The sequence below is a fragment of the Pseudomonas sp. TWI923 genome (assembly GCF_039673365.1).
GTDB classification, from domain to species: Bacteria; Pseudomonadota; Gammaproteobacteria; order Pseudomonadales; family Pseudomonadaceae; genus Aquipseudomonas; species Aquipseudomonas sichuanensis.
In genome coordinates this window covers 1-7,728 of the sequence record NZ_JBDJLM010000128.1, presented here as the reverse complement: position 1 = coordinate 7,728, position 7,728 = coordinate 1, and the positions used below count along the sequence as shown (strand labels likewise).

7 protein-coding genes are annotated in these 7,728 nt (G+C 64.8%); 5 read left to right on the top strand and 2 right to left on the bottom strand.

The window, feature by feature from the left end; all coding sequences use genetic code 11:
- The first annotated feature begins 265 nt into the window (after positions 1–265).
- Both fdhA and ABE459_RS25165 read left to right on the top strand, forming a co-directional pair.
- Complete coding sequence (fdhA, locus tag ABE459_RS25170; protein WP_125462284.1) at positions 266–1,465, top strand: formaldehyde dehydrogenase, glutathione-independent; 1,200 nt, start codon at positions 266–268, stop codon at positions 1,463–1,465.
- Between the two features lie 175 nt (positions 1,466–1,640).
- Complete coding sequence (locus ABE459_RS25165; protein WP_323830149.1) at positions 1,641–2,213, top strand: DUF2780 domain-containing protein; 573 nt, start codon at positions 1,641–1,643, stop codon at positions 2,211–2,213.
- Between the two features lie 85 nt (positions 2,214–2,298).
- On the opposite strand, the gene ABE459_RS25160 is transcribed toward ABE459_RS25165, so the two are convergent.
- Positions 2,299–3,648 (bottom strand): APC family permease, encoded by a 1,350-nt coding sequence (locus ABE459_RS25160; protein WP_323830151.1) that lies wholly within the window; start codon positions 3,646–3,648, stop codon positions 2,299–2,301.
- A gap of 206 nt (positions 3,649–3,854) precedes the next feature.
- Positions 3,855–4,742, bottom strand: a complete 888-nt coding sequence (locus tag ABE459_RS25155; RefSeq protein ID WP_125462287.1) for an acyltransferase — start codon at positions 4,740–4,742, stop codon at positions 3,855–3,857.
- Between the two features lie 182 nt (positions 4,743–4,924).
- On the opposite strand from ABE459_RS25155, the gene ABE459_RS25150 reads away from it, so the two are divergent.
- The 3 genes from ABE459_RS25150 to creC all read left to right on the top strand — a co-directional run bounded on the left by ABE459_RS25150 (position 4,925) and on the right by creC (position 7,647).
- Complete coding sequence (locus ABE459_RS25150; RefSeq protein ID WP_125857160.1) at positions 4,925–5,425, top strand: ATP-dependent zinc protease; 501 nt, start codon at positions 4,925–4,927, stop codon at positions 5,423–5,425.
- A gap of 108 nt (positions 5,426–5,533) precedes the next feature.
- Entirely contained in the window at positions 5,534–6,214 is a 681-nt protein-coding gene (creB, locus tag ABE459_RS25145; RefSeq protein ID WP_125462289.1) for a two-component system response regulator CreB, read from the top strand.
- Positions 6,214–7,647, top strand: coding sequence for a two-component system sensor histidine kinase CreC (gene creC / locus ABE459_RS25140; RefSeq protein ID WP_258705553.1), 1,434 nt, complete (start codon positions 6,214–6,216; stop codon positions 7,645–7,647). Before creB ends, creC begins: the two co-directional genes overlap by 1 nt.
- Positions 7,648–7,728 lie beyond the last annotated feature (81 nt).

Here is a 7,728-nt window from a genome sequence, read left to right as displayed (position 1 = left end):
TTCCACCCCATTTTTACCTTGTTCCTCTGCGCCCCCCCCGTGGGGGGCCACCCCCGCACCCTGTTTTTTGGGGGGGGGGGGGGCTCCCCCCGCGATGTTTTTTGCGACAGCCCTGCGCCGCAAACAGGTATCCCTTTGTCGCAACCAGTCACTGCGACATCCCCCATCAAGCCCACAATTCCCTTCATTCCAGTAACACAGGCCGCCCATGGATGGCGGCGCTTCAACCAACGCTGCATAAATACAAATCAAGCGAGGTAAGAGCATGTCTGGCAATCGTGGAGTGGTGTATCTCGGCGCTGGCAAGGTCGAAGTACAGAAGATCGACTACCCGAAAATGCAGGACCCGCGCGGCAAGAAGATCGAACACGGCGTCATCCTCAAGGTGGTCTCCACCAACATCTGCGGCTCCGACCAGCACATGGTCCGTGGCCGTACCACTGCCCAGGTCGGCCTGGTACTGGGCCACGAAATCACCGGTGAAATCGTCGAGATGGGGCGTGACGTCGAGCGCCTGAAGATCGGTGACCTGGTGTCCGTGCCGTTCAACGTCGCCTGCGGCCGCTGCCGCTCCTGCAAAGAGATGCACACCGGCGTGTGCCTCACCGTCAACCCGGCCCGCGCCGGTGGCGCCTACGGTTACGTCGACATGGGCGACTGGACCGGCGGCCAGGCCGAATACGTGCTGGTGCCTTACGCCGACTTCAACCTGCTGAAACTGCCGGACCGCGACAAGGCCATGGAGAAAATCCGTGACCTGACCTGCCTGTCCGACATCCTGCCAACCGGTTATCACGGTGCCGTGACTGCCGGCGTTGGCCCAGGCAGCACCGTTTACGTAGCCGGTGCCGGCCCGGTCGGCCTGGCCGCCGCCGCGTCTGCCCGCCTGCTGGGCGCCGCCTGCGTGATCGTCGGCGACCTCAACCCGGCCCGCCTGGCCCACGCCAAGTCCCAGGGCTTCGAAGTGGTCGACCTGTCCAAGGACACCCCGCTGCACGAGCAGATCATCGACATCCTCGGTGAGCCAGAAGTGGACTGCGCCGTCGATGCCGTAGGCTTCGAGGCCCGTGGCCATGGCCACGAAGGGGCCAAGCATGAAGCGCCGGCCACCGTGCTGAACTCGCTGATGCAAGTCACCCGGGTGGCCGGCAGCATCGGTATCCCTGGCCTGTACGTGACCGAAGACCCGGGTGCGGTGGACGCCGCCGCCAAGATCGGCGCGCTGAGCATCCGCTTCGGCCTGGGTTGGGCGAAGTCGCACAGCTTCCACACCGGCCAGACCCCGACCATGAAGTACAACCGCCAGCTGATGCAGGCGATCATGTGGGACCGCATCAACATCGCCGAAGTGGTGGGCGTGCAGGTGATCAACCTCGACCAGGCGCCGGAAGGCTATGGCGAGTTCGATGCCGGCGTGCCGAAGAAATTCGTGATCGACCCGCACAAGATGTGGGGCGCGGCGTAAGGGATGTGAAGTGAAAAGAGCCCCTCTTGCAGAGGGGCTTTTTCATGCCTGCTTGAACCATGCTGCGAGGCATCGTCCAGCCCGAATTGCGCCGACAATCGGCCCGGAACAAAGGTTCAAACCTCCAGTCAAACCCCTCGTTTCCCGGCCATTCCGGCCGACGAGGTCCCTCCCGATGAAAGCATTCACCCTGGCAACCCTGATGACCCTGGCCGCAAGCCCGGTGTTCGCCTTCAACCTCAGCGACGTCGCCAATGCGGTATCCGCCACGCAAAACCAGGAGCAGGGCGCCCAGGTGCAGGCACCTGCGGCCCAGGCCAACCTGCTCAACACCTTGGGCAGCGAGTTGAAGATCACCCCCGAGCAGGCCATCGGCGGCGCCGGGGCGATGCTGGGGCTGGCGCGCAACAACCTCAGCGGCGATGACTATGGCCAGCTGACCAAGGCCGTGCCGGGGCTGGACTTGCTCTCGGGTGCCAGTGCATTGGGCGGGTTGAGCGGCCTGGGGCAGTTGCTGGGCAACGGCAAGACCGACTCGCCGCTGGGCAATGCGCTGGGTGGCGAGGTGCAGAACCGCAACGACCTGGATACCGCGTTCAAGGCACTGGGCCTGGATACCGGGATGATCGGGCAGTTTGCACCGTTGATCCTGCAATACCTGGGGCAGCAGGGGATTGCCGGGTCGTTGCTGCAGAACCTGGGGAATCTGTGGACAACGCCAGCGCCGTTGGCCCAGCCTTCGGTCTAATCACCTGACGCGGACCCTGTAGGAGCGGCCTTGCCGGTCCGGCGCCCCGGCAAGGCCGCTCCTACAAAAAGCAGAACTGCGTGAGTCAGGCGGCTTCGGTGAAATCCACCAGGCGCACCGGCTTGCGGAAGCCCGCCGTCAGCGCCGCCAGGTAAGCCAACCCCAGGGCAAACCAGCACAACCCGATCACCAGCGTAAGCGCCGACAGGCTGGTCCAAAGCCACAGGGTCAGGCTCAACCCCACCAGCGGCACCGCGCCGTAGCGCAGCAACCCCTTGAGGTTGCGATGCGCGCCTTCGTTCACCAGATGCGTCTTCACCACCGCCAGGTTCACCGCCGAGAACGCCACCAGTGCGCCGAAGCTGATCAGCGAGGCCAGGGTGGCCAGGTCGATCACCAACGCCAGCAGCGAGAACGCCGACACCAGCAGGGTGGCGAATACCGGTGTGCCGAAGCGCGGCGACAGATAACCGAAGCTGCGCTGCGGCAGCACACGGTCGCGGCCCATGGTGAACAGGATGCGCGACACCGCCGCCTGCGAGGCCAGCGCCGAACCCAGGCTGCCGGCGACGAAGGCGGCGGTGAAGAAGTTGGCGAGGAACTGCCCGCCGGCCTTGAGCATCACTTCGTTGGCCGCCGCATCGGCGTTGGCGAAGTGGCTGCCCGGCAGCACCAGCTGGCTGACATAGGCCAGCACGGTAAACAGCACACCGGCGCCCAGGGTGGTGAGGATGATCGCCCGGGGCACGTCGCGGCGGGCGTCCTTGCACTCTTCGGCCAGGGTAGACACGGCGTCGAAGCCGAGGAACGACAGGCACAGCACCGCCGCCCCCGCCATCAGCGCGCCGAAGCCCGGCGCACTGCCATCACCGCGCAATGGCGCCAGCAGATCCACCGGCTGCCCGGCCAGGCCTTGCCACGACAGGGCAACGAACACCCCGATGAAGACAATCTGTGCGCCGACGATCAGGTTGCTGGTCTTGGCCACCGAGTGGATGCCGATCACGTTGAGCACCGTCACCAGGGCGATGGAGGCCAGCACGATCGCCCAGGCCGGGATGGCCGGGAAGGCGATGTTGAGGAACAGCCCGATCAGCAGGTAGTTGATCATCGGGATGAACAGGTAATCGAGCAGTAGCGACCAGCCGGCCAGGAAGCCCACGTTGGGGCCGAAGGCCATGTTGGTGTAGGAGTACGCCGAGCCCGCGACGGGGAAGCGCCGGACCATGAAGCTGTAGGAGGTGGCGGTGAACAGCATGGCCAGCAGAGTGACCAGGTAGGCGCCGGCAGTGCGGCCACCGGTGAGCTCGGTGACGATGCCGTAGGTGGTGAAGATGGTCAGCGGGACCATGTACACCAGGCCGAAGAACACCAGGGCGGGCAGGCCCAGGACACGGCGCAGTTGCGCGGGGGCGGAGCAAGGTTGGGTTGCCATCGATCAATCCTGGCTTTTTTGTAGTTGTGGTTGATCGATTTTTATCCACCAGGGTGGGTGGTGACAAACAAAGAGTTGCTAATGTCGATTATTAATCTGGATTTTAATCGGGGTTTCGCGGTGATTTGGCGGGCCCTATCGCGGGGCAAGCCCGCTCCCACAGGACTTGTACGATTCTGTGGGAGCGGGCTTGCCCCGCGATGGTTTCAACGCATCTCTGCCCGCAGTTCCTCGATCCGCTGATCTTTTTCCACCCACAACTGGTTCACCCAGTTCTGCACGGCCTGGCGGAACACCGGGTCGTTCTCGTAATCGCCCGCGCACAGCGCCGGGTCCAGCTCACGCACGCGAATGTCGATGATCACCCGGCTGATGCTGCCGTTGAGCAGGTCCCAGAACCCCGGGGCCTTGTTGCCCGGGTAGACGATGGTAACGTCCAGCAACGCATCGAGCTGTTCGCCCAGCGCCGCCAGCACAAAGGCCACGCCGCCGGCCTTGGGTTTGAGCAGGTGGCGGTAGGGCGACTGCTGCTGGGCATGCTTGGCCTGGGTGAAGCGGGTGCCTTCGAGGTAGTTGACCACGGTCACCGGCTGGCGCTTGAACAGCTCGCAGGCGGCCTTGGTGATTTCCAGGTCCTTGCCCTTGAGCTCCGGGTGCTTGTCGAGGAAGGCCTTGCTGTAGCGCTTCATGAACGGGTAGTCCAGCCCCCACCAGGCCAGGCCCAGCAGCGGTACCCAGATCAGCTCCTTCTTGAGGAAGAACTTGAAGAACGGCACGCGGCGGTTGAGGCTTTCGATCAGCGCGGGGATGTCGACCCAGGTCTGGTGGTTGCTGATGCACAGGTACGAGGTGTCCTGGCGCAGGGTGTCGACGCCGCGCACCTCCCATTGGGTGGGGATGCACAGGGCGAAGATGGCCTTGTCGACTTCCGACCAGCTTTCGGCCATCCACATCACCCCGGCGGAGGCATAGTCGCGCCCGCGCCCAGGCAGCACCAACTTGAGCAGGGCGAAAACCAGCAGCGGGCCGATCATCACCAGGGTGTTGAGCAGCAGCAGGGTGGTGGTGAGCAGGCCAGTCAACAGGCGACGCATAAGGGAACTCTTGTTGTGTGAAAGGTACGGGCGGCAATGATAAGCAGCCCGGGGGCCTACGCCAAACGTCGTACGTCCATTAAGTGGCACAAATGTTTCACATTGTGTTGTTTAACCTGTGGCAACGAACCTATCCTGCCCGCGCAGTCTAAGCACTGACCCCTCTCAAGGAAGCCTGCCCCGTGAAACCCTTGCTTGCCCTGCTGTCCCTGCTGGCGTTGCCGGTCATGGCCGCCGAGCCCACGCTCTACGGCCGTTACGAGAACATCAAGTTGCCGGAGATCGGCGAAACCCTGAAAGCCAAGATGGACACCGGTGCCTACACCGCGTCGTTGTCGGCCAAGGATATCGAGCTGTTCAGCCGTGACGGCAAGGAGTGGGTGCGCTTTCGCCTGGCAACCAAGGACGCCGATGGCAAGGTCTACGAGCATGAGGTTTCGCGCATCAGCAAGATCAAGAACCGCGCCGACGAGGACGAGGAGGGCGATGCCCCCGAGCTGTCCCGCCGCCCGGTAGTCGACCTGGAGCTGTGCCTGGGTGACGTGAAGCGCACCGTGGAGGTCAACCTGGTCGATCGCAGCAACTTCAACTATCCGTTGCTGGTCGGTGCCAAGGCGTTGAAGAAGTTCAAGGCGGCGGTGAACCCGGCCGAGAAATTCACCGCGGGCAAGCCGAGCTGCTGATTCGCCAGCTGCAAGTTTCAAGCGACAAGCTGCAAGAAACAGCGGATCGGTGTAAGTTGCCGCGATCCGCTTTCACTTGAAGCTTGCAGCTTGAGGCTTGCCGCTCAGATGCCCCACATCCTCATCGTCGAAGACGAATCCGCCATCGCCGACACCCTGGTGTACGCCCTGCAGGCCGATGGCCACAGCACCGAATGGGTGACCCTGGGCAGTGCCGCGCTCGAGCAGCAGCGCCTGCGCCCGGCCGACCTGGTGATCCTCGACATTGGCCTGCCGGACATCAGCGGCTTCGAAACCTGCCGCCAACTGCGCCGCTTTACCGAGGTGCCGGTGATGTTCCTCAGTGCCCGCGACGCCGAGATCGACCGCGTGCTGGGCCTGGAAATCGGTGCCGACGACTACGTGGTCAAACCGTTCAGCCCGCGCGAAGTGGCGGCCCGGGTCAGGGCGATCCTCAAGCGCATGGCGCCACGCAGCGAGCCGGCCACAGACAGCACGCCGTTCCAGCTCGACAGCCTGGCCATGCGTATCGTCTATCGCAGCCAGGCGCTGGCGCTGACCCGCCACGAATTCCGCCTGCTGCAATGCCTGCTCGAACAACCGCGGCGGGTGTTCAGTCGCGAGCAGTTGCTCGATGGCCTGGGCGTGGCCTCGGATGTGGGCTACGAACGCACCATCGACAGCCATATCAAGAGCCTGCGCGCCAAGCTGCGCCAGGTGGCCGCCGACGCCGAACCGATCCAGACCCACCGCGGCCTGGGCTACAGCTACAGCCCGGAGCACGCCTGATGCGCCTGGGGATTCGCATCTTCCTGGTGTATTTCCTGTTCGTCGGGCTGGCCGGTTATTTTCTGCTCAATACCGTGCGCGAACAGATCCGCCCGGTGGTGCGCCAGTCCTCCGAGGAGACATTGGTGGACACCGCCAACCTGCTGGCGGAAATCCTCCATGACGACGTCAAGCACGGCACCCTGAACCAGAGCCGCCTGTCGCAGGTGCTGCAGTCCTACGGCGAGCGCCGCCCCAGCGCGCAGATCTGGGGGCTGGCGAAGAACCAGGTCAGCCACCGCATCTATGTCACCGACGCCAAGGGCATCGTGTTGCTCGACTCCAGCGGCCAGGCCCTGGGCAAGGACTATTCGCGCTGGAACGATGTCTACCTCACCCTGCGCGGGCAGTACGGCGCGCGCTCGACCCGCAGCGACCCGGACGACGAAAGCACCTCGGTGATGCACGTGGCGGCGCCGATCCTCGATGATGGGCAGATCATCGGCGTGGTGACGGTGGCCAAGCCCAACAGCTCGCTGCAACCCTACATCGACCGCTCCGAGAAGCGCCTGCTGACTCTCGGGCTGGGGTTGATCGTGCTCGGCCTGTTGGTCGGCGCGGCGCTGTCGTGGTGGCTGACCCGTTCGCTGCGCCGGCTCACCCACTATGCCCAGGCGGTCAGCGAAGGCGAGCGCGCCGCCTTGCCGCACTACAAGGGCGGCGAGCTGCAGCAGCTGGCCACGGCGGTGGAGCGCATGCGTACGCAGCTGGAAGGCAAGGCCTATGTCGAGCGCTACGTGCACACCCTTACCCATGAGCTGAAGAGCCCGTTGGCGGCGATCCGCGGCGCCTCGGAGCTGCTCCAGGGCCCCATGCCGGACGAGCAGCGGGCGCGCTTCGCCGGCAATATCGAGCGTGAGAGCGAGCGCCTGCAGCAGATGATCGAGCGCCTGCTCAACCTGGCCCGGGTCGAGCAGATGCAGGCGCTGGAGGACGAACAGCAGGTGGCGTTGGCGGCGCTGGTCGATGAACTGCTGTTGGCCCAAGGGGCGCGTATCGACAATGCCGGCTTGCAGGTGCGCCAGCGGGTGCCGGTGGATATGCGCCTGTGGTGCGACCCGTTCCTGATGCGCCAGGCGCTGGCCAACCTGTTGGACAACGCCCTGGACTTCACCCCGCAGGGCGGCGCCTTGCTGTTCGAGCTGGAGCGCGAGGGCGAGCGGGTGGCGCTGAGCCTGTTCAACCAGGGGCAGGCGATTCCCGAGTACGCGCTGGGGCGGGTGAGCGAGCGGTTCTATTCACTGCCAAGGCCGGATACCGGGCGCAAGAGCACCGGGCTGGGGTTGAACTTCGTCGCCGAGGTGATGCAACTGCATGGCGGCTCGCTGGCGGTGGACAACGTGCCAGGCGGGGTGCGGGTGAGGTTGTGGCTGCCGGCGCGGCGCCTGAGCTGACGCGTGGGAGCGGGCTTGCCCCGCGATGAGGCCCGATCAGGCAGGGACGTGGCCCGGGTTGGCCTCATCGCGGGGCAAGCC